20 protein-coding genes and 1 other RNA gene are annotated in these 23,280 nt (G+C 39.4%); 11 read left to right on the top strand and 10 right to left on the bottom strand.

What is annotated here, in order from left to right:
- Both PESP_RS12055 and PESP_RS12050 read left to right on the top strand, forming a co-directional pair.
- Positions 1-3,249 carry a PilC/PilY family type IV pilus protein gene (locus PESP_RS12055; protein WP_371862709.1) on the top strand — a complete coding sequence of 1,083 codons (3,249 nt, stop codon included), beginning with the start codon at positions 1-3 and terminating at the stop codon, positions 3,247-3,249.
- Between the two features lie 10 nt (positions 3,250-3,259).
- Positions 3,260-3,685, top strand: a complete 426-nt coding sequence (locus PESP_RS12050) for a type IV pilin protein (RefSeq protein ID WP_089348223.1) — start codon at positions 3,260-3,262, stop codon at positions 3,683-3,685.
- A 6-nt stretch (positions 3,686-3,691) separates the two neighbouring features.
- Here the strand turns inward: PESP_RS12050 and PESP_RS12045 are convergent, their stop codons facing one another.
- A complete protein-coding gene (locus tag PESP_RS12045) occupies positions 3,692-4,222 on the bottom strand; it encodes a GspH/FimT family pseudopilin (RefSeq protein ID WP_089348222.1) in 531 nt (176 codons plus the stop codon).
- A gap of 62 nt (positions 4,223-4,284) precedes the next feature.
- On the bottom strand, positions 4,285-4,869 hold the full coding sequence (locus tag PESP_RS12040) for a GspH/FimT family pseudopilin (RefSeq protein ID WP_089349166.1): 585 nt from the start codon (positions 4,867-4,869) through the stop codon (positions 4,285-4,287).
- Between the two features lie 156 nt (positions 4,870-5,025).
- On the opposite strand from PESP_RS12040, the gene PESP_RS12035 reads away from it, so the two are divergent.
- On the top strand, positions 5,026-5,364 hold the full coding sequence (locus PESP_RS12035; protein ID WP_004588371.1) for a P-II family nitrogen regulator: 339 nt from the start codon (positions 5,026-5,028) through the stop codon (positions 5,362-5,364).
- A gap of 108 nt (positions 5,365-5,472) precedes the next feature.
- Here PESP_RS12035 and PESP_RS12030 read toward each other — a convergent pair whose 3' ends face one another.
- Positions 5,473-5,841, bottom strand: coding sequence for a hypothetical protein (locus PESP_RS12030; protein ID WP_089348220.1), 369 nt, complete (start codon positions 5,839-5,841; stop codon positions 5,473-5,475).
- A 51-nt stretch (positions 5,842-5,892) separates the two neighbouring features.
- Here PESP_RS12030 and PESP_RS12025 point away from each other — a divergent pair, with 51 nt between their 5' ends.
- Both PESP_RS12025 and ggt read left to right on the top strand, forming a co-directional pair.
- Entirely contained in the window at positions 5,893-6,435 is a 543-nt protein-coding gene (locus tag PESP_RS12025) for a GNAT family N-acetyltransferase (protein WP_089348219.1), read from the top strand.
- 97 nt (positions 6,436-6,532) lie between these two features.
- Complete coding sequence (gene ggt / locus PESP_RS12020) at positions 6,533-8,206, top strand: gamma-glutamyltransferase (RefSeq protein WP_089348218.1); 1,674 nt, start codon at positions 6,533-6,535, stop codon at positions 8,204-8,206.
- Between the two features lie 41 nt (positions 8,207-8,247).
- Here ggt and PESP_RS12015 read toward each other — a convergent pair whose 3' ends face one another.
- Complete coding sequence (locus tag PESP_RS12015; RefSeq protein WP_089348217.1) at positions 8,248-9,450, bottom strand: aromatic amino acid transport family protein; 1,203 nt, start codon at positions 9,448-9,450, stop codon at positions 8,248-8,250.
- A gap of 201 nt (positions 9,451-9,651) precedes the next feature.
- Between PESP_RS12015 and PESP_RS12010 the strand changes: the two genes are divergently transcribed.
- On the top strand, positions 9,652-10,539 hold the full coding sequence (locus tag PESP_RS12010; protein WP_089348216.1) for a DMT family transporter: 888 nt from the start codon (positions 9,652-9,654) through the stop codon (positions 10,537-10,539).
- A 5-nt stretch (positions 10,540-10,544) separates the two neighbouring features.
- Here PESP_RS12010 and PESP_RS12005 read toward each other — a convergent pair whose 3' ends face one another.
- Positions 10,545-11,423, bottom strand: a complete 879-nt coding sequence (locus PESP_RS12005; protein ID WP_089348215.1) for a flagellar protein MotY — start codon at positions 11,421-11,423, stop codon at positions 10,545-10,547.
- Between the two features lie 201 nt (positions 11,424-11,624).
- Between PESP_RS12005 and rnt the strand changes: the two genes are divergently transcribed.
- Positions 11,625-12,314, top strand: a complete 690-nt coding sequence (rnt, locus tag PESP_RS12000; protein ID WP_089348214.1) for a ribonuclease T — start codon at positions 11,625-11,627, stop codon at positions 12,312-12,314.
- Here the strand turns inward: rnt and PESP_RS11995 are convergent.
- Complete coding sequence (locus tag PESP_RS11995; protein ID WP_089348213.1) at positions 12,298-13,923, bottom strand: flagellar assembly protein A; 1,626 nt, start codon at positions 13,921-13,923, stop codon at positions 12,298-12,300. The two genes, rnt and PESP_RS11995, sit on opposite strands and share 17 nt — an antisense overlap.
- A 265-nt stretch (positions 13,924-14,188) precedes the next feature.
- Here PESP_RS11995 and ssrA point away from each other — a divergent pair.
- Positions 14,189-14,545, top strand: a transfer-messenger RNA (tmRNA) gene (gene ssrA, locus PESP_RS11990).
- A gap of 86 nt (positions 14,546-14,631) precedes the next feature.
- On the opposite strand, the gene PESP_RS11985 is transcribed toward ssrA, so the two are convergent.
- From PESP_RS11985 to mnmC, 4 genes are all read right to left on the bottom strand, one after another.
- Positions 14,632-15,696 (bottom strand): hypothetical protein, encoded by a 1,065-nt coding sequence (locus PESP_RS11985; protein WP_089348212.1) that lies wholly within the window; start codon positions 15,694-15,696, stop codon positions 14,632-14,634.
- Positions 15,697-16,056: 360 nt separating this feature from the next.
- Positions 16,057-16,692: an SDR family oxidoreductase gene (locus PESP_RS11980; protein WP_089348211.1), complete on the bottom strand. Its 636-nt coding sequence runs from the start codon at positions 16,690-16,692 to the stop codon at positions 16,057-16,059.
- Positions 16,693-16,858: 166 nt separating this feature from the next.
- The gene (locus PESP_RS11975; RefSeq protein ID WP_089348210.1) at positions 16,859-17,182 is read right to left on the bottom strand and encodes a hypothetical protein; all 324 of its coding nucleotides are present in this window, start codon (positions 17,180-17,182) and stop codon (positions 16,859-16,861) included.
- Positions 17,183-17,251: 69 nt separating this feature from the next.
- Entirely contained in the window at positions 17,252-19,261 is a 2,010-nt protein-coding gene (gene mnmC, locus PESP_RS11970) for a bifunctional tRNA (5-methylaminomethyl-2-thiouridine)(34)-methyltransferase MnmC2/FAD-dependent 5-carboxymethylaminomethyl-2-thiouridine(34) oxidoreductase MnmC1 (protein ID WP_089348209.1), read from the bottom strand.
- A 182-nt stretch (positions 19,262-19,443) separates the two neighbouring features.
- Between mnmC and fabB the strand changes: the two genes are divergently transcribed.
- The 3 genes from fabB to PESP_RS11955 all read left to right on the top strand — a co-directional run bounded on the left by fabB (position 19,444) and on the right by PESP_RS11955 (position 22,952).
- Positions 19,444-20,658: a beta-ketoacyl-ACP synthase I gene (gene fabB / locus PESP_RS11965; RefSeq protein ID WP_089348208.1), complete on the top strand. Its 1,215-nt coding sequence runs from the start codon at positions 19,444-19,446 to the stop codon at positions 20,656-20,658.
- A gap of 110 nt (positions 20,659-20,768) precedes the next feature.
- Entirely contained in the window at positions 20,769-21,890 is a 1,122-nt protein-coding gene (locus PESP_RS11960) for a 4-phosphoerythronate dehydrogenase (RefSeq protein WP_089348207.1), read from the top strand.
- 45 nt (positions 21,891-21,935) lie between these two features.
- Complete coding sequence (locus PESP_RS11955; protein ID WP_089348206.1) at positions 21,936-22,952, top strand: aspartate-semialdehyde dehydrogenase; 1,017 nt, start codon at positions 21,936-21,938, stop codon at positions 22,950-22,952.
- The last annotated feature ends 328 nt before the right edge of the window (positions 22,953-23,280 follow it).

Below are 23,280 nucleotides of genomic sequence, written 5' to 3'. Positions count from 1 at the left end.
ATGGAAATTATGTATAGGAATATATTTACTTTATTGGTTTTCACTTTTAGTTCACTAGCTACTGCTGAGGATATCGAAATTTACGTAAATAAAAATGTAGAGTTAGATGAAAAACCGCGAGTATTATTAATTTTTGATACTTCCGGAAGCATGGACGAGAAGGTTTCTTCACCAGGTACAAGCCAACAATGTTATATAAAGAGGCTGAAATGGAGCTGGAGGTTTGGATATTATGCTTCATATGAGCAATTGGGGGCGTGTTATGAAAGTAAAAGTAGGTACAGAGAATATAACGAACAATGCTATATTAATAGTGGGAGTAGAAACAACCCAAACTATCAACCAAGTTGTGTTGATGGAGGTAGTACAAGGCTTGAGGTTGCGAAAAGTGCTGTAAAAAGTTTAATTGAGAGTAATGAAGATATTGATTTCGGTTTAATGCGTTTTAATTATAATGCAGGTAAAGAACCAGGTGGGGGCTATGTACTTGCAGGAATAGGGGCAAATGAAGGGGAGCTAATCAATGAAATCGATAAACTTCCTGCGAACGGCTCAACTCCATTAACAGAAACTTTATGGGAAGCATATTTATATATTACAGGACAAAGGCTTAGGTTTGCGAAGAGTATTAACGACAGAGATAAAAGCATTGATAAAAATAACCGGTACACATCACCTTTCGAACAGGATCAAGGAAGTCCACTGCGCTGTGACAATTCCATCAATATTATCCTTATAACAGATGGTGAACCTCAAAATGATGATGAAGCGGACGACAGTATAAAAAATGAACATAAAGATGTATTTGGAAGTAATGGGAGCTCTTTTGGAAGTTACAAAAGTTATTTAGTAGCATTAGCAAAAATTTTATATGGTACAAAGACTACATCTGTTGACTTATACCCTGAAACTTCTGAAACTCTTGATACGGGAAAGCTATTCACTATAGGTTTTGGTGATGGAATGGGTGAAAATGCACTCGAACTTTTAGAAGAAGCAGCTAAAGTTGGAGGGGGGGATTATTTTGAAGCAAAATCAGCGACTGCACTTTCCTCTGCGCTAACAAATACAATTTCTCAAATTAGAAAAGAAAACGCTACTTTCATAGCACCCTCATTTAGTAGCAATAATGTTGATCAAACCCGAAGCGGGGATGCAATCTATTTTTCTATGTTTTACCCCGATAAATCTACACGTTGGCGTGGTAACTTAAAAAAATTAAAAGTGTCTGGTAATACTATAATAGACGCTAAAAACAACCCCGCACTAGGTGATGATGGTTTAATTGACACTGATGCCAAAACTTTCTGGTTACCTGATGGCCAATCTGCTGATGGTAACTCAGTAGCACAAGGGGGGGTAAACTACCAATTGTCTTCACTAACAGGATCACCTGCTGAAGATAGGCGTAACCTCTATACAGACAAGCAAGGCGATATAGTTGAACTTACGACCAGCACTGTGAGTGATATTTTAGATTTAGTCAGCAATAACCCTATTAGCCTAGCCAGTTCAGATATAAAGTGGGCTATGGGGATCGATGTTGATGATGAAGATAACGATGGCTCTAACACAGATCAACGTAGTGATATTTTTGGCGATCCTTTGCATTCTAAGCCCGTGGCAATCGACTATGGTAATGGCGACATACGTATATTGATTGGTACTAATGCCGGCTTTTTACATATGTTTAAAGACGATAATAACAATAATAAAGTAACTGAAAGCTGGGCGTTCATCCCCTCTGAGCTGTACTATATTATTAAGCCTTTACGTAGTGAGGATACAGGTAAGCTTTATGGCATGGACGGGCCTATTAGTGTGTACTCTAAAAATGATAGTCTCAATAGTGATAATGTTAACGATGGTATTGTAGATGCGACAAAAGGAGATAATGTATGGGCTTTTGCTGGCATGCGACGTGGTGGAAGAAACTATTACGGCTTTAATATTACTGACCCAGATGACCCTAAACTAAAATGGACAATACAAGGTGGTGAAGGAAAATTTGCTAAGCTTGGCCAAACTTGGTCTAAACCACAGGTAGCATTTATTAGAGCATTTGGGGATAAACCAGTACTCGTTTTTGGTGGTGGGTACGATGAGAATAAAGATACAGGTTCAGGTGAAGATTCTGTGGGCAATAATGTATATATTGTTGATGCAAACAATGGAAATAGATTATGGTCTTTGCTTGATGATGGCAATTTTAATGGTAAACATAGCATGGCAGCCGATGTAACTTTATTGGATTCTGATTATGATGGCTATATTGATAGAATATATGCAGCAGACACTGGGGGGGATATCTGGCGCATCGATATGCCTGGTGATAAAACCGCAAACTTTAGCCATCATAAATTGGCTGAGCTAGGTGTTGGAGTCGATAGGCGTTTTTTTTACAAGCCTTTAGTTGCTAGAACTATGTTTAGTAAGGTGACAATAAAAGGGGGTGAAACTACCCGCTTAGATACCCCTTATGATGCTATTGTCATTGGTAGTGGTAAAAGAACGAACCCTAATGATACTAAAACCTCAGATCAATTGTTTATGATAAGAGATGAAAATACGGTTACGCAATCATTTAAAGGCACAGAGCCTTCCGTTATCAAGCCAGCTGACTTAATGAATATGAATGATGACCCATTTGGTAATGCGCTAGACAATAAAGCAAGTTTTATTGAACTAGAAGCCAAGTTAGGTGGAAAGTTTAAAGGGTGGCGTTACAGTCTAGCAGCTGGAGAAAAGTCGTTAGCTGCGGCAAACGTTGTTGGTGGAGTTGCTTATTTTACATCTTTCACACCTGCATCTGAATCATCAACTAAAAATCAATGTTCACTCAGTGGAGGAGGAGGCTCCCTTTATGCATTTCATTTGCACTACGGTACTAAAGTTTACGACGATTTGAAATTCGCTACAAGTACTGAGGTGCCAGATACGCCCCAACTTTATTTTGGCGAAGGCCCATCGTGTGCTGATGGAAATGGTGACGGTATGTGTGACGATAACCCTACGATCGAAGTAACCCAAGAAAGCCAGTTTTACCTTATTGGCCCTGGTATTAAAGGTGAAAATGCCGAAAACCCAATGAAGCCAGTTGAGATTATGGGCCCGGGTTTAACCGTTGTAGATGGTACAGTACAATTAGTTAATGACGATGACACAGTTGGCTTTGGCTTTAAAACTCAGCAGACCTATATTTATAAACGTGAAGAAAATGATGAAAACATACAGAATGAAGATGATTAAGGTGGCTTAAATGATAAAAAAACAACGTGGTTTTACCTTAATTGAGCTGATGATAGCCGTTGCTATCGTCGGCATACTTGCAGCAATTGCGCTGCCTAATTATACAGAGTATGTAAAGCGTGCCTCGCGTGCGGAGGCAGTTGCAGCATTATTAGATGCAGCAAACAAGGAAGAACAGTATTTTGTTGATAATAGGGAATATACAGAGGAATTTACTGATTTAGGTCTACAAAGTAAAACCGAGAATAAACATTTTGAATTAACGATTAAAGTGATGAATAAGAATGCTTTTACAATCACTGCAAAACCTGTGGCAGGGCCGGTAGAAGGAGATGGTGATTGCACTGCATTATCTATAACTGATATAGGTACTAAAGGCGCGCAAGGGGCAAAAACAAACAAGGGAGCAGATATTGACTACTGCTGGGGAAGATAATTTAAATTACTTTTTTTGGCATTTATCAGTTGATTTAATACGAATTCTACCCGTTTGACTTACAGATAAAGCCAATCCTTCGAGATTGGCTTTATCACTATTGGGGCAATATATAAAAGTCCCATTTTGAAAGCCATTTAAAGACCCATCCGGGCGAAAAGTAATAGCGCTACGGGGGTACTCTAAAGTATCAGCATCATGGACATCCTCGATAGTACTTAAGAGTAACTCGTCATCATCTAGGGTCGTTGATTTATCTTTGTCGATAAACAGTGACATTTGACCATCCCATTCGTCCTTTGTACATTGACTGCCTTTTAGTGCGCAAAGCGTGACGTAAGTGCCATTCTCAATAGCATATAAACGACTATAATTTATGTTTCGGTGTAGAAGGTTTACGTGGTTATCTAAGCGGTTTTTAGCTAAAAAATCTGGGTAAAACCACATAGATAATTGACTGACAACACTAACAACAGCCATCGATACCATTAATTCGAGAAGTGTTATTCCTTTATTTTTTGATATTGATAATCTCATCCCTGAAGACCTGAATTAATAAATGATTAACTCAGTCTAGTAAATGACACAAATATAACAAGCTAACCCTGTGTGTTTTTTACACAGACTTCGTCAGTGTCACCACGATAAAAAGCTGTACCAGAGACCGATACGTTAAGTGCTTTATTGTTTTTGTTATCACTATTCGGACAATAAATAAAACCGGTCAGCTTATCAACTTTTGGGTCGGTAAGATTTGTTGTAATTCGTCCGCTAGTATCAAAACGAAGATAGCTATCACCAGTGAATTTTATTTTGTCATTAGAAGACACATCCGGCATTACTCGCAGCAGGCTATCATTTGCACTATCATAGTTATCATTATTATTAGCATCTATAAATAAGATCACAGTATTAGTTGAGCCCCAACCACTTTGACATGTGAGATTGGAAGTGCCAAGTGTTTTTGCTCTGGGAACAGGACATACAATTACTATTTCATCTGTGCTCGCTGCTTGTGAGCGTGCATATGCAATATTTCTTTTTAACTCGAGTAAAAAATTTTCCGCTCTGTTTTCCTCAAGCATATCACTGCTGTCCCAAAGTGCTATTGAGGCAATAATACCAACTATGGCCACTGTTACCATTAGCTCTAATAAAGTTAAACCGTTTTGGTACTTTTTCATCGTATTCTCTCTTACTGCGCTTGTTATTATAGCTAGGTTTATTAATTTAATTATACCATGACTGATTGTTTTATCATCGAATTCAATCGCTTTGTTTGCTATGAACTCCATGATTGTCTAAAATCGAGGCAACTAAAGCTTTAAAAAGTAGTGAACATGAAAAAAATAGAAGCCATCATCAAGCCATTTAAATTAGACGACGTACGCGAAGCCTTATCAGATGTGGGTATAACGGGTATGACAGTAAGCGAAGTAAAGGGTTTTGGTCGTCAAAAAGGCCATACAGAACTTTACCGCGGTGCTGAGTACATGGTTGATTTTTTACCTAAAGTAAAACTTGATATTGTATTAACAGATGAAGACGTAGAGCGTGCTATTGAAGTTATTGTTAAAACAGCTCAAACAGGCAAAATTGGCGATGGTAAAATTTTCGTCACTGATGTGGAGCGTGTAGTACGTATTCGTACCGCTGAAGAAGACGAAGAAGCAATTTAATTTTATAGCTCAAACATCTTTGTATATAAAGCTAAAAAGGCTGCAAATAGTTATATTTACAGCCTTTTTTGTAAAGCACTAATTTTTTAATAATAAAACTATTAAAGCTTATTGCTCTTGAGAATGCGCTTCGCGTGCTTCTTCAATTTCTTGTGCAATTTCTTGTGCTTTTTGCTTAGTTTTTTCAGTTAGTTCGCCAGCGGCTTCTTTACTTTTTATCCATGCATCAACCGCAATTTCTTTGCCATCGTCATACATGTCTAAGCCCATAGCTTTGCTTTGTTCCATAAGCTCATTTAATGACTCGTCATTTTTAAGCTCATTGGCTTTATCTTTTACGTCATCCCATGTATCACCAAGCTGCTCTTGCATTTGAGCGCTTTTATCTTTTGCATCTTCTTTCACTTCTTGTGCGTCTTCACAACCGGTAAGTGTAATTAAAGTGCCTAATAAAGCTAAACCTGCTAATTTGTTCATGTGCTATCTCTCCTTAGAGACAAATAATTAATTCACGTTAACTATAGAACAATGAAAATGAACACACCTGTAACAAAGCGATTAAATTTTCAATTAATGAACGAACACGACTGGCCGCTATTGTTTGAGCTAGACCAAGACTCTGCTGTTATGAAATATATAAACCGGGGTATACCCACAACACAAGAGCAAATTAAAACAATAGGGATTCCTAGAATGCTCGCCTATAGGAATGAAAACAAAGGGTGGGGTCTTTGGAAAGTAACATTAAAAGAAGATAACGCATTTATAGGCTGGGTATTATTAAGGCCCATGCATTTTTTTACACAAACTCCAGATTTTAGCGACATAGAAATAGGCTGGCGTTTTAAACAAGCCAGTTGGGGATATGGTTATGCAACTGAGGCCGCCACCGCTTTATGTAATGAACTTGCTAAACAACCCGATATAAAAACGATAACTGCCATTGCAATTGCTCAAAACGCCGGCTCAATTAAGGTAATGCAAAAGCTAGGTATGGTATTTGTAAAAAGCTACGCGCATACCGATGAACACGGTAATTTAGAGGCCGTTATGTATAGCAAAAACCTCTAACCTTTAAATAAACTTTAGTTGTATAAACATTGACCTAGCCTTTGGTGGTGTGCATAAATGTGGTTTTAAAAATATAAAATAAAATTAGGGATGTTGTATGGGGTTATTTTTTTCACCAGTTAAGTTACTTACCAAAAGTGTATTTTTATTCCAGCTCTGTATTTTTACTTTACAGGCTGAGCAAGTAAGCCAAAGCGCAGTGGCAATGCCAGATTCATTTAGCGCCGATACAGCTAAAAATATATTAGAACAAGGTGGTAATGCAGTAGATGCCGCAATTGCAGCGCAATTTGTACTTGCTGTGACTTTACCCGAAGCCGGTAATATTGGTGGTGGTGGCTTTATGCTTATTCAAAAAGAGGGTAAAAGCGATTTTATAGACTACAGAGAAACAGCCCCGCAAGCAGCTCACCGCGATATGTACTTAGATGCACAAGGTGATGTAATAAAAAATAAATCTATTTATGGCATTCATGCCAGTGGTGTACCAGGCAGCGTAGCAGGTATGTGGCTCGCCCATAAAAAACACGGCACTTTAAAATGGGCAACCTTGGTACAGCCTGCGGTTACGTTGGCAGAGCAGGGCTTTAAGGTGCCACCTAAGTTAGCCAATGGAGTAGAGCGGTATATTGCTAACTTGCAAAAGCAAAAAATAAACGTGAATTTTGAAAAATATTTTGCAGGCATAAAAGCGAATAAAGTATTTAAACAGCCGGAGCTAGCAGCGACATTAAAGCGCATAAGAGACAAAGGCCAAGATGGGTTTTATAAAGGCGAAACTGCGCGTATTATCGCGAACTTTATGCAGCAGCACGGTGGAATCATTACCCAAGCTGATTTAAAAAACTATACCGCAAAATCACGCATACCAATTAAGGCCAAGTGGAATGGTTATGAAGTATTAACATCACCGCCACCAAGCTCAGGTGGTATTGCTATTTTGCAGTGGCTAAAAATGTATGAGCTTAAAAAGCCAAACATGGGTGTAGTTCATAACTCAGCGCAATATGTGCATTTACTTGCTGAAATAGGTAAGCGCGTATTTGCCGATAGAGCCGAGTACTTGGGCGATCCCGACTTTTTTAATGTGCCAGTGTCAGCACTTACAGATATTAATTACCTTGAGCAACGTAGTGAAAGTATTTCTTTAACGGCTATTTCTACCACCGAAAATATAAAACCAGGCCTTAAAGAAAGCGAGCAAACTACGCATTTTTCAATTATTGATAAAATGGGCAATGCCGTAGCAAACACAACCACCATTAATTTAGGATTTGGCAGTGGGGTTGTAGTAGAAGGCGCTGGGTTTATTTTAAATGATGAAATGGATGACTTTAGTGCCAAACCAGGTGCTATGAATGCATTTGGTGCTATTGGCGGTAAAGCAAACGAAATACAACCACATAAGCGTATGCTTAGCTCTATGACACCAACAATTTTACTACAAAACAACACCGTAAAAATGGTCACCGGTTCACCGGGCGGCACAACCATAATTAGCTCTGTGTATGAATCTATTTTAAATGCGGTTGAATTTAATATGAGCGCAGCTGATATTGTGAACAGTACTCGATTTCACCATCAATTATGGCCTAAAAATGTGATCAGAACACATGCAGGACTTAGTGAAAATACAAAAGCAGAGCTTATAAAAATGGGTTACACCCTAGATGAGCGTCGTTTTGGTGATTTGCAGGTTATTATTAATAAAAATGGGCAGCTAGATGCTGCATCTGAAAAATCTGGGCGGGGTAAATCAATCGTATTTTAAACGGTTAAATATAGCCCCTTAACGTTTAAGGGGCTACGTTATTAACCAATAGCGGGTATAACTCCCATCATTTGTAATAACTGGGCTGAAATAATTGCTACGCCACACAAGCCAGCAATAGCTAATCCAACATTACCACTGCGAACTTTATAGCCTGAGAGGGTGCCTGCACTTCGTTGTTTATACACCATAGATACCGGCAAAAAGATTGCAAGTACAACAAGTGCAATCGCGGCGTAGCCTAGTGCCATAATAAATCCTTGCGGGTAAAATAGTGCAAACCCCAATGGCGGAATAAACGTAATTAGCGCTGTTTTAATTCTGTCAGACGTGTTGTCACCTTTTTTAAGGGCATCGGCAAAAAAATCAAATAACCCTAAACTTACGCCTAAAAAAGAGGTCGCTAAAGCTAAGTCGGCAAATAAGGTCACAGCCGTAGTAACATGTGGGTTATGCGCAATATTTGCCACGCTGCTTACAAAACCTGTTAAGCCATTACTGCTTAATAAGTCGCTTTGCTGCATGATGCCTTGGCTTAGCAATTGCCAAAAAATATAAATAACTAACGGTAAAGCGGCACCTGCAATCATGACCTTACGCAGTACTTTAGTTTCAAGGCCTACATATTTAACAATAGAAGGAATAGACCCATGAAACCCAAACGAAGTAAAAATAACCGGTAATGCTGATAAAATAAGCCCTTGTTCTACAGGCATTTCTAGTAAGTGTTTACCTTGTACATAGGGAGTGAGCATATAAAACAAACTGCCTAGCACGATAATTTTTATACTAAATAGTACACGGTTTAACTTATCTACTTTACTGGTACCCAGTGTTACCACAACGGCTATAACAAACGCCAAAAAAATAGAGGTAACTTGTGGGGCTATGTTTATATCTAAATCAGTGGTTATACGCGATTGTAACTGCGCTCCGCCACCTGCAATGTATGCAGCGCACAGTGCATAAAATAAAAATACCATTGAAAAGTTAGCAATGTATTGCCCTCGTTTTCCAAGCCACTTTTTAGCTAAAGTATTGAGCGTTGCGTCTCTTGGCGCATGTTGATGAAGTTCCAACATGAGTAAGGCGGTGTAGGTCATTAATAACCAGCTCGCTATTATTAGCGCGAGTGCAGTATTAAATCCAAGTCCTGCAGAGGCTATTGGTAACGCCAGCATTCCTGCGCCAATAGTGGTACCTGCAACAATTAACATGCTACCTATTGTTTTATTTTTAAGCACTTAACTATCCTAAAATGTGTGAGAGGCACTCAAGATATAACTAGTTTCACTAAACATAAATAGTTTTGTCATAATTGCCTGTCATTTATATGTAAGTTTGAATGTACAGCTGTATTTTAGCGTTTTATATATGTACTCGCTGTTAGCTACAGACGTATAATTTACCTAATAAGGCTATTTAAAAGTGCAAAGGAATGGCGTGTGCCAGTAAAACTATCTTATCTATTGCTCGTTATTATTTGGTGCACTACACCACTTGGTATTGTTTGGAGTAGCGAAACAGTAGCGCCAACTCTTGCCGTTTTAATGCGAATGATCATAGGCTTATTTGTAGCAGGTTTAATAGTGGCTATTGCTAATATTCGTGTGCCGTGGAATAAAAACGCCTGTGTGCTTTATACGTATTCGAGTGTGGGTATATTTGGCGGGATGTCGCTTAGTTATATGGCGGCTACTTCTGTGCCCTCTGGTATTATTTCCCTGGTATTTGGTTTAGCGCCAATCCTTTCTGGCTTTTTAGCTCAAAGGTTACTTAACGAGCCTAAATTTAGCCCTAGTAAGTTAATTGGGCTTAGCTTTGCTTTAATTGGATTATATTTTGTTAGTTATAACCAATTACAAACCTCTCAAACGCAAGGGGTTGGCTTGCTATACGTGCTACTGGCGGTCACCTTATTTAGCTTAAGCAGCGTTATGATCAAGCGCGTAAAAATAGCGATTCACCCTATGGCGACTACTTTCGGCGCATTGGTATTTGTAACTCCATTATTTGCTGTTTTATGGTGGCTGGTGGATGGGCAAATTAGTGTAACGCTTTGGAATGCACGTTCGTTGTGGAGTATTGCTTACTTAGGCATTTTTGGCTCAATTGTAGGGGCGCTGGCGTATTTTCATGTACTGCAAAATTTAAATGCCAGTACCGTTGCACTAAGCAGCTTAATTACGCCTAGCTTTGCATTAGCACTAGGTGCGTTTTTAAATAATGAACCTTTAAGCCAAGAGCTTATTATTGGGGCCGTAATTATATTTTTAAGTTTAGCGCTATTTCAATTTGGCGATACAGTATTAAAACGAAGCAAATTAAAATAGCAGCATTACATTTTTGCAATTTGAATAATTAATCGGCGGTTTTTGTCGCGCCCTAAAATGTTTTCGTTTGTATCAACAAAGCGTTTTTCGCCCAAGCCAGTTGTTTTTACTTTTGCTTCGTCAACACCAATACTTACCATGTAGTCTTTAATCGCTTTTGCGCGCTTACGTGATAAGTCTAGGTTATTCCATCGTCCGCCATAGCTATCGGTGTAAGAATCAATACTTATAGATTCTATACTTGTATCATTTTTTAAATATTCAGCAATTTTGTCTAAGCGTTTTTGCGACTCTTTAGTGAGCTTACTGCTATTTGACTGGTAATTCATTATGGTAAATGAAATATCTTCAAAGCTGTATGGCAGTAATTCATCGCGACATTGCAAAAAAGCCCAGTAAGCTTGCTTAAAATTAACGCTTGAAATACCCACGGCAATTTTATCGGCACTATTTTGCCAGTCTTGGTAATAAAAAGTAGGGTGGAACCCTTTTTCAAGCTCAGTCAGCATTTCCCATGCGGGTTTATTAGCTAATTCACCGTCAAACTTTTTAAGTAACTTCATATTGGTAATATCACGAGCTGGCAAGCCTGCACGCCATGCCGGCGGCACTGCTTTTAACCCAGCAATATTATAATTATCGGGGCGAACAACCATATCTAAATTAAAGGTTAAGTTTTTATTTTTACTTGCAGATGCTTTAAATATTGCTTCCCCGTAGTAGGGAACTTCGTGATTTAACTGGCATTGTAGGCGGGTTGTTTTTACAACTTCCCAATTTGAGTTATCTTGAGTTGCACTGTACTGGCGCATAGCCGCGTGTGAGCTACAACTTAATAAAGCTGTGCCTAGGCTAACGCTAATAAATAACAACTTAAACTTCATAAAATGCTCCACTTAATCAACTAAGCCAATATTTTGGCGTGCTACAAAAGTTAGGCTAAATTAATAACCAATATGGGTAGCAATATTTTAAAAGCAAATAGCATGCCTACAATATATAAATTAAATAATTTATAAAGCCCTAGCCGAGTAGGCCCCACTTTTGACATAATAGTGAGCTTATCCTCATAAACCAAGAAGACTATGGCAAATACTGAGCAAACACTTTTCGCACAACGCTTTCGTGGCTTTTTCCCTGTTGTTATTGATGTAGAAACGGCCGGATTTAATAAAGAAACCGACGCACTTCTAGAAATTGCTGTATCAATATTAAAAATGGATGACGAAGGGTTACTCAGCATAGATCATACCGTGCACTTTCACGTAGAGCCTTTTGAAGGGGCAAACATTGAACAAGCGGCTATTGAATTTAATGGCATAGACCCATTTAGCCCATTACGTGGTGCAGTACCTGAAGACGAAGCAATAAAAGAAATATGTAAAGCTGTACGCAAAGCGCAAAAAGCAGCAGGCTGCCAACGTTCAGTTGTGGTTGCGCATAATGCCGCATTTGATCACGGTTTTTTAAATGCAGCCATTGAACGTAATAATATTAAACGTACGCCATTTCATCCATTTGTGAGCTTTGATACCACATCGCTAGCGGGGTTAGCACTGGGTCAAACGGTACTTGCTAAAGCATGTAGAGCTGCCGGAATTGAATTTGATAACAGCCAAGCGCATTCTGCTCTTTACGATACAGAGCGTACCGCCGAGCTGTATTGTTTAATAGTAAATAGATGGCAAGAGCTGGGCGGCTGGCCTTTAGCGCCACTGCCAGAAAGTGACGCACAAGAGGATGAAACTACCTCAGAAGTTAAAACGACTGAGTAATTTTTCCCTCTGAGAGCCTAACTAAGTGGGGCGGGTAAATACGCGAAAACTGCTTTGTGTCTTTTGCTATTTTAAGCTCCACACCCGGGTGCATTATTTCATTTATTTTTAGGCGGCTAGTTGCTAGCAGTTGAGCAATTTTTTGTTTCACCAATCTTTTTTGCCTTTGTACATGTAAAGCCCGAGTTTTAATGTGTTGCTCATTAACTGTTATTTTATCTAATAATTGTTGACGTTGAGCAGGAGCAGGAATTTTTACCGCTTTTTCTCTGGCTTGTTTAAGGGCTGAGGTTTTACTAGCTAGTACCTTCTCAAAATCAATTATTTGCGATTGTTTTGAGCGCAACTCATGCCAGTTTTGAGCTAAAAACACACGGGTTTTGGTACCCGCTGGCGCGCCTAACTCTCCCGTTTCAATACGCATTGCATCAAGTATATTACCGCCAATAATTTTACCGCGCGGGTTACCTGCTTTGCCTACACGAATTAAACGCCGAGCACTTAAATCGCAGTGCAGAGCTTGGCGCTCAATAAACAAATCTTGCGCTGTTTTAATGTGGCAATATTGAGCGTAACCTATCGAAATAGTACGCTGCGCTGTTATCTTACAGGTAAATGCTTCTTCGTTTTCGCGGTTTCTGCCAATAGCGCCAAGCATAATAGTGACAGCACTTTGGCTTTCTACTATGCCTGACTCAACAAATCCTAATACGGTAATATCGCCATTTGCTTTTACGCGCATGCCATCTTTAATATCACCAGAGATAATAACGCTACCATCAAAATCAACATGGCCGGTGCTAACATCAACATTATGAAAACATAAAACATCATCAACACGCATACCGCGAGGTAAGGCTACAGGTACACCTTTACAGTCTGCAATGAGAATATTCGGGTTATTTGGGTCTATTTTAGTGCCGTCAAATGGCTGAAGTTGATGCTCTTTACCTGGCGTTGCTTTAATCATATCACCAAAAACTGTATAGCCATCTTCACCGGGGGTAGCACTAACGCGCTGCATTAAAGGCGTACCTGGCTTTACTGTGATAATAGCGCCAAGGTCTTTCATATCAACCTTACCACCTTCTTTAGCTTGTGGACTTAGTACTCGGTCTTGCGCGGTAGAACAAAGGCGAACAAATTTTGCATCTGTGCCTTCTTTAGGATTGCGGCCATGCGCCACGATTGCACGATAAGATGTACCCGATGAGTGAGAAAACTGCTGGCCTAAACAAGTATCTAGTGCTCGCGGACTGATCCCTTTTTTTACGCCTGCTTCAGCCAAAGCAGCTTGAGCAGCCTCCATAGACAAAAGCGCACCGCCCTTGGCTGTAGTAATAATGGCCTCTGCAACCATGTTTTTTTCATCAACACTAATAGCTATTGTTGCGTCCGCTGCCTTGGCTATAACTAATGATTCTTGCTGATAATTTTTGCTGGGAGAAAATAACTTACCGATGTTACCAGAGAGCACTTCAAACTCGCAGTAATCTGATTGCTCGAGGAGCTCTATAAGTTGAGCTCCCGTAACAGGAAACCCACTATCAATTGGGTGTGAAGAGAGCGACACTTCACCTGTTTGCTTATTTAGTAAAAACACCGACATTTATTTATTCCCTACACAATATGCCTGTTATTATTTTTTTAATTTTACAACTAAAGGCTCAAACCTTTACGAAAATTTAACTCCTTATTTGAGCACAACTTAATCGACTTGTTAAGTAAATGTTCATCATTAGTTTGCATTTTCACGCGTTTGTGCTTATTTACTGTTCAGTTGATTTACTTAGTTAAAATAAAAGTGCCGCACCCCTTGAATATCAGTAGTTTACTCAGTTATACTGGCCTCACTGAAAGAAATTCATATTTCAGGGGCTGATTAGGATTCGACGGAATTCAAGAAGCCTGAGGTGCATGTCGAGGTGCGGTTTGCCTCGTAAAAAAGCCGCAATTTAAAGTAATCGCAAACGACGATAACTACTCTCTAGCAGCTTAGGCTGGCTAGCGCTCCTTCCATGTATTCTTGTGGACTGGATTTTGGAGTGTCACCCTAACACCTGATCGCGACGGAAACCCTGGCTGGGGTTGAAGCGTTAAAACTAAGCAGCCTCGCCTTTACTTACCGTGTTTGTCCGGGACTTAAAGGTTAATTAAATGACAATACTAAACATGTAGTACCGACGGTCGAGGCTTTTCGGACGGGGGTTCAAATCCCCCCAGCTCCACCAATACAGGTTTTTAAGCTCGTTACTTAAAAATCATAAAAAACCGCCAATTTGAGCAATCAAGTTGGCGGTTTTTTTATGGGTTTAATTTATTCTGTGCTTATTGCGGCTAGCTTCATTTTTATCGATCTTACTTTCATTTTAATACTAATAATAATGAGTGTTAAAAACGACATTAAGCTAATGAGTAGAGTGAGATCGAGAATGGGCGAATCGGTTTGCATTGTGTCAGTAGGCGTTGATTGTATTGCCTTTGGCTGATTTTGCTGTTGTCTAATATAGCTTTGACTTATCCAGTCAACGGCATTAATCCACTGAATTTTGTTTGGGTCATTATTAGCAAGTAGGCTCATTAAATGGGCATCGTTATTAAGCGATTTCGCTAAGCTTATTAGTTGTTGCCAAAATAAATGTGTGTCTCCGAGCGCGTCAATTTCTTGCAGGTGCTGCTTCAACTTCTCACCCCCCATACTTTCTATGTTGGGCTGATTTAATATATCTGCGTAGTTATTTATTAGTGATGAAAAGCTCGCAAAGTAACTATTAACATGCTGTTGCGGCTCTTTTTGAAGATTTTCTATATCGTCTTTATTTTCTATAGCAACCTCGGTGCGATTATTTTGATTATTAAGGTACTGTTTGTAATTTGAGTAACTTAATGTCGGAAGCACATCGACAGGTTTACTAATTATATTTTTTTGCAGTGTATTTACACTTATAACAGCTGCGCAAATAATACAGATAAACAATAAGCTGTAACAAAAAAATAATGCACTTTGTAATGCTATTTTTGGCAATTTAGCTGGGCTATTAATAAGCGGGCTTATGCTTTTAATCTTGCTCGTTGCGGCTTTTATGGCAGAGTCGTTTTTTGTAACAATCAGCTGTTTACTTAGGGCTGGTTTTTCAACCGCGGTGATTTTTGCATGTGGCTCAACTTTAGTGATTAAGCCAAAGTTTTTTAATTGAACCTCAGTTTTAACTGCATCAATACTCGATAGGTTTTTAACGAGGGCATAAGCTTTTCCATCAAATAATTTTACAGCAACGTTATGGGGGATTTTTAAAAACTGACAAAGTTGATCTTGAACAGTGCTAATGTCAGCATTTTGATGTAACTGACCATTAAAAATAATTTTAAACGAGGCGCTCACGCTATGTCCTTAATCGTGTAATTTCCATTATGGAATTTTTATTATTGTTTTATACACCGCACTAATTTACCAGATAAAATAAGGGGTTTCTAGCATTTTACGCTATAGAACTAGTAAAAAAGTCTGAATAAAAATTGCCCGCTGATAAATTTAACATATTGTTTTTTATTAAATTGTAGAAGAAGTGTTTGTTTTTCTTGTTATTTTAATAGGAACGGGTGGGGTTTGTCGTAGGTTTAGAATATATACTTTTTGTTTACATGCTTTAGGGTGGTTGCGTTAAATTTGCAGAGTGTGGGGTAGTCGTTGTACAGGTTGAATAATGCCCCTTACAAACACGTTTATAAGGGGCAAAGTAAATTATTTAACAGCGGCTTTAATTGGGGTTTCACCATCAAATAGCTCAAAAATGCGATTACCATTAAATGCGTTAGTGGAAATGTGTAATAGTGCGTTAGCTACATTCTCACGGCTAATTTTTGCATTTGAACGGTCGGTTGGACGCTCTGTTGTTACTTTTAATGAAGCACTTTCGTCGGTTAATGTGCCCGGGCGAACAATAGTGTAGTTTAACCCACTATTTATGAGGTGCTCATCTGCCATATGTTTTGCAACTAGGTATGGTTTTAAATCACTTTCAATCGAATCGGGATCATCGGCGCCAATTGAACTAACCATAATAAAGTGCTTAACGCCGTGCTCTTTGGCGTATGTTGCTGCTTTTGTTGCAGCCCATAGATCAATAAGTACTGTTTTGTCTGTGCCTGTACTACCACCTGACCCCGCAGCAAAAATCACTTGGTCGCAGCCATTAACCGCATGTGAAAAGTCACCTTCTAAGTCCTGTTCAACAATGCTTAAAAAAGAGCTATCTAAATCGCTTAGTTTGCTTTTGTCTCTGACAAGTGCAACAACGCTTTGCTCGTTTTTTAAAAGTAGTTCGGTAGCCATTTTACCAATTTGACCACTTGCGCCAATAATTAAAGTCTTACTCATAATCAATTCCTTCTCAATTTAGTGTAAAGGGTGTGTACAAATAGACCTTGGGGTACTCATAGAGTTTTAAAGGGTAAAGTAATTAATTTGTCTTGAAAAAAGTAAATTAATTACAAATAAAATAAGAGCCTGAACTGGGCATTAAAATATGAAGTTATTTGGTGTTTTATTCAACCATAATACTGACTTCGGTAACAAAGTTATGATGGTACAGACTAATGCGCACTTTATGATTTTGATAATCGTAATAGAGGGTTTGGTAGGTGTTACCGCCAGTAGTTTTGATTGGCTCTCCCAGTGTTTGCTGATAAAACGTTGAGATAGCAGCAATAGAAGAGGCCAAATACCCAGTACGTACCAATGGATACTCGCCAGTTACATCCATGGTTGTAATAAATTCTTCTGGCAGCGGAACTTCGGTAACGGTTTGGCTCAATACGTTTAGGGGTATTAAGCACAAAAATGCTATTACACAGATTAAAGCTTTCATTTTCATCCTTTTAAAATATATAAATTCCTTTTTCATGCTTTATTTTACGGGAAAATATTATGTTGTCATTTAAATTTTATTGCGTATTAAGTCCCTAACTATAAATCGTGCAGGGTGAATAGCTTGGCTTACACGCTCGCTTAAAGGGCGTGGCTCGTTATTTAAAGTACTTATAAAGTGCTCACTTAGCAAAGGGGCGCTACATAAAGCCCGAGCGCCAAAACCGGTAAATATGTGCAGCCCTTGTTGTGGCTTATTTAGTGGTGTGTATTGATAACGCTTGCCCAAACGCAAGTTGGCAAATGCGGTGGTGTAGTCGCTTTGCTCACACCATTGGCCAGCCATAGGGAGGTGATCTATAAATGTACAGCGCACGGCGGCTTTAGCGGAGTGTATACTGCCAAGTGTAGTGGCAAACTCACTTTGTTGATAAAAGCTAAGTAGTTGCTGATGATTAAGTTGGTTGTCTTTTTCAGTTACAGTGCGGCTTTTGGTGTTTTTTTCAAATGTCGCGCCCATACAATGCTGCTCTAAATAAGCTGGGGTAAAGTAACCTTTATGGCACAGCACCGTTTTTAACTGTTTTGACTGCTCGCTTGCTTGAATATGGGATACTTGCCCTCGTACTCCAACGATAGGGAGTGCCTTAGTTTGCTCAAATGCATCGCTGTGCTCGCCGGCACACACAATTACATCACTAAAAGGTCCGTACTGTGTATTATTAGCGATTAAGTACCAGCCATCTACTGTTTTATTGAGCTGTTCAATGCGGCAATTAAAATGGTGAGTAAATGGGTTAACAGAGTCGGCTGCTTTTAACATTGCCTCTACTAATTGTGGCGGGTTTACCCAGCCACCTTGTTCAAAAAATACGCCTGAATAACCTGTTTCTACACCTGCTAATTTATCACCTTGTGAGGCTGTCACATTGCGCATTAACTGCTCTGGCCAAAGCTGCTTTTGCTCAAGGTTTTGGTGTTTATCTGCTAATGGCTTTTTTACTGCGTGCTGTAAAACACCGCACCAATCATGATCAAAACTAAATCCATTATTTAATAGTTGTTCGTAGGTGCGTTTTGCGTATAAAAAACTGTGTGCAAATAGTTCGCTGTGCGGTGAGTTTTTAGCTTGTAAGTGCGGATATACAGCGCCTTGTATATTATGCGATGCGCCCATGGCAGGCTTTTCGTCCTGGCAAAATAAGGTAGTTGAAATACCGCGTTTTGCTAAGCTTTGTAAAATACAGCTGCTTGCAATGCCGCCGCCAATTACCGCCACATGGGTAAGTTCACTTGTACTTTGTTCAAAATACGGGGGTGATGAGTGTGCGCTATTTGCTGAACCAAGTTGCCCTATAAGCATTTCTCGTTTGCGGCCAAAGCCTTTGGCTTTTTGCATATTAAAGCCTGCAGCGATTAAACCACGCCTTACAAAGCCTGCGGCGGTAAATGTCGCAAGTGTTGCGTGTTTGCGCGAAATATCTACCATGGCATTAAACACACTTTGTTGCCACATATCTGGGTTTTTGCTCGGTGCAAAACCATCTAAAAACCACGCATCTACCACTCCCGACTGCGGGTAGCTCATGGTGTTGATAGACTCAAGTACATCGCCAAAGTATAAATCGAGAATAACTTGCCCATTATTAAACTCTACCCGGTGACAGCCAGCTAAATTAATAGGGTAGGAACTAACAAGCTCTTTGCTTAAGTTTTTTAATGTAGGCCATGCACGTAATGCTTTTGCTAAGTCGTTTGCGCTTAGTGGGTATTTTTCAAATGAAATAAAATGCAAGCGCTTTACTGATTTAGCGACTTGATTTTGAACTTGTTGACTGCCAATGTGGTCATTAAAGTGTTGCCACGCATTTAAAAAATTTAAGCCCGTGCCAAAACCGGTTTCGGCTATAACAAAATGTGCTTGGTCATGATTTTGTAACCGCGCCTGTATATTGTTTTGTTGGTAAAACACATAGTGAGATTCAGCGAGGCCGTCATCATTTGAAAAATAAACATCGTCAAAGTTATCGGCTACGGGCGTGCCTACTTCATTAAAGTGTATTTGGGCGTTTTTGATCATGACTTTTTTAAATTTTTAGACAGTATTTTTTAATTATTTTACGGGTTTTCTTTGAAATAGTCTGGCGTTATTTATAAGCTAATAAATTCAGAGTACAGGTGTACGCTAGAAAGCTGACCACTTAGTGAGTAAAAACAGCGTAAAATAAACAGTAATTTAGTATCAAGCTAAGGGAATTACCCATGAGAAGAGCCGTAATTACGGGTATCGGTGTTGTATCAAGCATCGGTAATAATAAAGAAGAAGTATTAGAATCATTAAAAGCGGGTAAAAGTGGTATCGCTTTTAACCAAGAATTTGCAGATTACAACTTACGTAGTAATGTTTCTGGCAAAATTGATATTGACGTCAAAGAACACGTAGACCGTAAAGCAATGCGCTTTATGGGTGATGCTGCTGCTTATTCTTATATTTCTATGAAGCAAGCGATTGAAGATGCCGGTTTATCTGAAGAGCAAGTATCTAATGAGCGCACAGGTTTATTAGTAGGCTCTGGTGGCGGTTCTTCAAAGTGGCAAGTAGAGGCTGCTGACATTTTACGCGAAAAAGGCGTAAAGCGTGTAGGTCCATACATGGTACCGCGTACTATGGCGAGCACAACATCGGCGTGTTTAGCAACACCGTTTAAAATTAAAGGTGTTAACTATTCAATTAGCTCTGCATGTGCAACGTCTGCACATTGTATTGGCCATGCTGTTGAACAAATTCAACTTGGCAAACAAGATGTTATTTTTGCTGGTGGCGGTGAAGAACTACACTGGACACTGGCCATGGAATTTGACGCAATGGGCGCACTTTCTACTAAATATAACGAAACACCAGAAAAAGCCTCGCGCACTTACGATGCTAACCGTGACGGTTTTGTTATTTCTGCTGGTGGCGGTATTGTTGTTGTTGAAGAACTTGAGCATGCACTTGCTCGTGGCGCACATATTTACGCTGAAATAGTTGGTTATGGTGCAACATCTGATGGCTACGACATGGTAGCGCCGTCAGGTGAAGGTGCGGTTCGTTGTATGCGCCAAGCAATGCAAGGTGTTGATGCGCCAATTGATTATTTAAACACCCACGGTACATCTACGCCAGTAGGTGATGTTAAAGAGCTAGGCGCAATTCAAGAAGTGTTTGGTGGTAATTCGCCGCTAATTAGCGCGACTAAATCATTAACAGGTCATGCGTTAGGTGCTGCGGGTGTTCATGAAGCAATTTTTTCTATTTTAATGATGGAAAACGATTTTGTAGCGCCATCAATTAATGTTGATGAGCTAGATGAACAAGCACAAGGCCTTAATATTGTAACTGAGCGCCGTGACGCAAAGCTAAATACTGTTATGTCTAATAGCTTTGGTTTTGGTGGCACTAACGCCACATTAGTTATGAGTAAGTATAAAGATTAATTTGTTTTCTCTTTATAGTTAAAAAGCCGAGCATTGCTCGGCTTTTTAGTTTGTGTAAAGACTAAGTTGTTCGTTACAATAGCGCCTCATTTTGTCATACGGACTCCCCAATGAAGATTCTTGCCGATCAAAACATGCCTTTAGTTGAGCAGTATTTTGCAGACTTTGGTGAGGTAACACGCTTTGATGGTCGAAATTTATCGCCTCAAGAGCTAGTAGATGTAGATGTGCTACTTACGCGTTCAGTGACTAAAGTAAATAGTAGCTTGCTTGCGCAGGCTAACAAATTAAGTTTTGTAGGCACGGCCACTATTGGTGTCGATCACATTGATACACAGCTACTTGAAAACAAAGGCATTGCTTTTAGTAGTGCGCCAGGCTGTAACGCTATAGCCGTTGCAGAGTATGTAATAAGTAGCTTATTTGCATTAAGCCAAGAGAACGCTAAGCCACTTAGTGGGCAAACAATAGGCATTGTTGGGGTTGGTAATATTGGCAGCTGCTTAGCTAAAAAACTTAAAGCGCTTAATGTTGATGTTTTATTATGTGACCCAATTAAACATGAGCAAGGCTTATTAGCAGAACATGTAGCGCTAGATGAGCTACTTGAGCGTGTTGATGCAGTGAGTTTTCATGTGCCACTTATTAAATCTGGCGAGCATAAAACACTGCACCTAATGGATGAAAAGCGACTAAGTGCGCTAAAACCGGGTTTAACCGTTATTAATGCTAGCCGTGGTGAAGTAATAAATAACCAGGCTTTATTGACCTTAATGGAGCAAGGGGCCGATTTAGACTTAGTGCTCGATGTATGGGAAAACGAGCCTAATATTTTAACGTCGTTACTTGATCATGTTCGTTATGCAAGCGTGCATATTGCAGGGCATACCCTTGAGGGTAAAGCGCGAGGTACTCAAATGTTGTACCACGCTTTATGCAACTTAAAAGAGGTAACGGGTGAAAAGTCTTTGGCTGATTTTTTACCTACACCCGCTATTACTTCAATAACACTTGAGCCTAGTTTTACTGAAGCCGATATTGCCCGTTTAGTTCATTTAATTTATGACGTACGACGAGATGATGGCATTTTACTACGTAATTTAGCTAATGACGGTTTTGATAGTTTACGTAAAAACTATCCTGTAAGACGCGAGTTTAGCACTTTAAAAGTGCATGGCAGCAAAGAGCAATTAAACTCATTAGCTCAGCTTGGCTTTAATACCGCAAACTAATTTAACTAGCAGTGTTGTTTTAACAGTGCTTAAAGAGGATAAAATATGTCGCAAAAATATAACGTTGCCGTACTTGGCGCCACAGGTTTAGTTGGTCGTCAGATCATTGAAACATTAGAAGATCGTAAGTTCCCAGTTGATCAACTTTTTTTACTGGCAAGCAGCCGCAGCGCGGGTGAAGACATAAAGTTTCGTGGTGAAGTAATTGAAGTACAAGACGTTGAAGGCTTTGACTTTAGCCAAGCGCATATTGGTTTGTTTTCGGCAGGTGGCAGTGTTTCACAAAAGTACGCACCAATTGCTGCCGATGCTGGCTGTGTTGTAATTGATAATACATCACACTTTAGAAACGATTTTGAAGTACCGCTGGTAGTGCCTGAAGTAAATGCATCAAGCCTAGCGGATTTTAGAAACCGCAACATTATTGCTAACCCTAACTGCTCTACAATACAAATGATGCTAGCGCTTAAACCGATTTACGACGCTTACGGTATTGACCGTATTAATGTATCTACTTATCAAGCTGTATCGGGCGCAGGTAAGCAAGCTGTAGACGAGCTGGCAAAACAAACTGCTAATTTAATGAATGCACGCCCAATGGAAAACGAGATTTTTCCTAAGCAAATAGCGTTTAATGTTATTCCGCAAATCGATACCTTTGAAGATAACGGCTATACCCGCGAAGAAATGAAGATGGTAAACGAAACACATAAAATTTTGGGCGATACTACCATTGCGGTTAACCCAACATGTGTGCGTGTACCTGTATTTTTTGGCCACTCAGAGTCAATTAACATTGAAACTCGTATGCCATACGATTTTGAACACGTAAAACAATTACTAAACGATGCACCAGGTGTAGAGCTTATTGAAGACGAAGGGGATTACCCTACCGCTGTATCGGATGCCAGTGGTAACGATACTGTGTATGTTGGCCGCCTTCGTGCTGATATTTCACATCCGCATGGCTTAAATATGTGGGTTGTGAGTGACAATACCCGCAAAGGTGCTGCAACAAATAGCGTACAAATAGCTGAGGAATTAATAGCTAATTACCTTTAATTTTAGCAGTTAATAAACACGCTTAATTAAGCGGCAAACTTTAAGAGTTTGCCGCTTTTGTTTTTAGGGATGCCAATTTATTGCCGCTTAGCTTAGCAAGTAAACTAAACACCTTGATCTATCTCAATAAAATAGTATTACGAATAAAGTTTTAAGGTATTTATTTTCAAGGCGTTGCAATGGATATTAGGCCGCAACTGGTTTATAGTTTGTAACTGGAATAGAGCTTGCAATAAAAATAGATTGTAATAACAAATGTAGGTCAGCTATTTGGCTGATTACGGCAAGAATAATTAATGTTGAGCGGCTAAGTTATGGGCCACGTATT

The organism is Pseudoalteromonas espejiana DSM 9414 (assembly GCF_002221525.1).
In the GTDB taxonomy this organism is placed as follows: domain Bacteria; phylum Pseudomonadota; class Gammaproteobacteria; order Enterobacterales; family Alteromonadaceae; genus Pseudoalteromonas; species Pseudoalteromonas espejiana.
This window is presented reverse-complemented; position numbering and strand designations above follow the sequence as displayed.

Excerpts from the sequence above, each read along its gene's own strand:
- fabB (WP_089348208.1), top strand. The coding sequence starts at position 19,444 with ATGAGAAGAGCCGTAATTACGGGTATCGGTGTTGTATCAAGCATCGGT.
- PESP_RS12005 (WP_089348215.1), bottom strand. The coding sequence starts at position 11,423 with ATGAAGTTTAAGTTGTTATTTATTAGCGTTAGCCTAGGCACAGCTTTA.
- PESP_RS12045 (WP_089348222.1), bottom strand. The coding sequence starts at position 4,222 with ATGAGATTATCAATATCAAAAAATAAAGGAATAACACTTCTCGAATTA.
- PESP_RS11955 (WP_089348206.1), top strand. The coding sequence starts at position 21,936 with ATGTCGCAAAAATATAACGTTGCCGTACTTGGCGCCACAGGTTTAGTT.
- PESP_RS12040 (WP_089349166.1), bottom strand. The coding sequence starts at position 4,869 with ATGAAAAAGTACCAAAACGGTTTAACTTTATTAGAGCTAATGGTAACA.
- PESP_RS12050 (WP_089348223.1), top strand. The coding sequence starts at position 3,260 with ATGATAAAAAAACAACGTGGTTTTACCTTAATTGAGCTGATGATAGCC.
- PESP_RS11960 (WP_089348207.1), top strand. The coding sequence starts at position 20,769 with ATGAAGATTCTTGCCGATCAAAACATGCCTTTAGTTGAGCAGTATTTT.
- PESP_RS12035 (WP_004588371.1), top strand. The coding sequence starts at position 5,026 with ATGAAAAAAATAGAAGCCATCATCAAGCCATTTAAATTAGACGACGTA.
- mnmC (WP_089348209.1), bottom strand. The coding sequence starts at position 19,261 with ATGATCAAAAACGCCCAAATACACTTTAATGAAGTAGGCACGCCCGTA.
- PESP_RS11980 (WP_089348211.1), bottom strand. The coding sequence starts at position 16,692 with ATGAGTAAGACTTTAATTATTGGCGCAAGTGGTCAAATTGGTAAAATG.
- PESP_RS12025 (WP_089348219.1), top strand. The coding sequence starts at position 5,893 with ATGAAAATGAACACACCTGTAACAAAGCGATTAAATTTTCAATTAATG.
- PESP_RS12055 (WP_371862709.1), top strand. The coding sequence starts at position 1 with ATGGAAATTATGTATAGGAATATATTTACTTTATTGGTTTTCACTTTT.
- PESP_RS11975 (WP_089348210.1), bottom strand. The coding sequence starts at position 17,182 with ATGAAAGCTTTAATCTGTGTAATAGCATTTTTGTGCTTAATACCCCTA.
- ggt (WP_089348218.1), top strand. The coding sequence starts at position 6,533 with ATGGGGTTATTTTTTTCACCAGTTAAGTTACTTACCAAAAGTGTATTT.
- PESP_RS11995 (WP_089348213.1), bottom strand. The coding sequence starts at position 13,923 with ATGTCGGTGTTTTTACTAAATAAGCAAACAGGTGAAGTGTCGCTCTCT.
- rnt (WP_089348214.1), top strand. The coding sequence starts at position 11,625 with ATGGCAAATACTGAGCAAACACTTTTCGCACAACGCTTTCGTGGCTTT.
- PESP_RS12030 (WP_089348220.1), bottom strand. The coding sequence starts at position 5,841 with ATGAACAAATTAGCAGGTTTAGCTTTATTAGGCACTTTAATTACACTT.